This window comes from Pseudoflavonifractor sp. An184, from assembly GCF_002160305.1.
GTDB classification, from domain to species: domain Bacteria; phylum Bacillota; class Clostridia; order Oscillospirales; family Oscillospiraceae; genus Lawsonibacter; species Lawsonibacter pullicola.
This window is the reverse complement of record NZ_NFKI01000135.1, coordinates 1-1,193: the sequence shown is the minus strand read 5'-3', so window position 1 is coordinate 1,193 and position 1,193 is coordinate 1. Positions and strand designations below refer to the sequence as shown.

The 1,193-nt window shown below is 52.1% G+C and carries 1 rRNA gene; it reads right to left on the bottom strand.

Going from position 1 to position 1,193, the window contains the following annotated elements:
- A 23S ribosomal RNA gene (locus B5F19_RS16780) occupies positions 1–1,193 on the bottom strand; the annotation flags it as partial.

The window sequence follows — 1,193 nt, the reverse complement described above, 5'->3', positions numbered from 1 at the left end:
CGACTTCACCCCTCATTCGACGCTCCCCTACCACACACTTACGTGCATCCCAAGCTTCGGTGTTACGCTTAGCCCCGTTACATTTTCCGCGCAGAATCACTCGACCAGTGAGCTATTACGCACTCTTTTAATGAGTGGCTGCTTCTAAGCCAACATCCTGGTTGTTTTCGCAATTCCACATCGTTTTCCACTTAGCGTATCTTTGGGACCTTAGCTGTGGGTCTGGGCTGTTTCCCTTTTGACCACGAGACTTATCTCACGTAGTCTGACTGCTAGTCATCAATTATCCGGCATTCTGAGTTTGATAGGGTTCAGTAACTTTATCAGCCCCTAGCCCATTCAGTGCTTTACCTCCGGTAATCTAAACTAACGCTAGCCCTAAAGCTATTTCGGGGAGAACCAGCTATCTCCAAGTTCGATTAGAATTTCTCCGCTATCCACAGGTCATCCGCCACCATTGCAACGGGGGTCGGTTCGGTCCTCCATGGGGTTTTACCCCCACTTCAACCTGCCCATGGATAGGTCACCTGGTTTCGGGTCTATTGCACGCAACTATATTCGCCCTATTCAGACTCGCTCTCGCTTCGCCTCCGGTGCTCAACACCTTAAGCTTGCTCCGTACAATAACTCGCCGGACCGTTCTACAAAAAGTACCTCATCACACTTTAACGTGCTCTGAGTGCTTGTAAGCACAAGGTTTCAGGTTCTATTTCACTCCCCTCCCGGGGTCCTTTTCACCTTTCCCTCACGGTACTGCTCCTCTATCGGTCATCGAGTAGTATTTAGGGTTGGAGGGTGGTCCCCCCAGCTTCCCACCGGGTTTCACGTGTCCGGCGGTACTCTGGATCCTCGCTGGCATACTTCGGTTTTCGCTTACGGGGCTCTCACCCGCTCTGGCCGGCCTTCCCATACCGTTCAGCTAACCTAGTATACCGTGTGCAAGTCCACAACCCCGGAGAATAAATCCTCCGGTTTGCCCTCTTCCGCGTTCGCTCGCCACTACTAGCGGAATCTCGGTTGATTTCTCTTCCTCGCCCTACTTAGATGTTTCAGTTCAGGCGGTTCCCCACGTACGCCTATTTTGTTCAACGCACGTTGACAGAGTATTGCTCTGCCGGGTTTCCCCATTCGGAAATTCCGGGATCAATGCCTATGTGCGGCTCCCCCAGACTTATCGCAGCTTGTCACGTCCT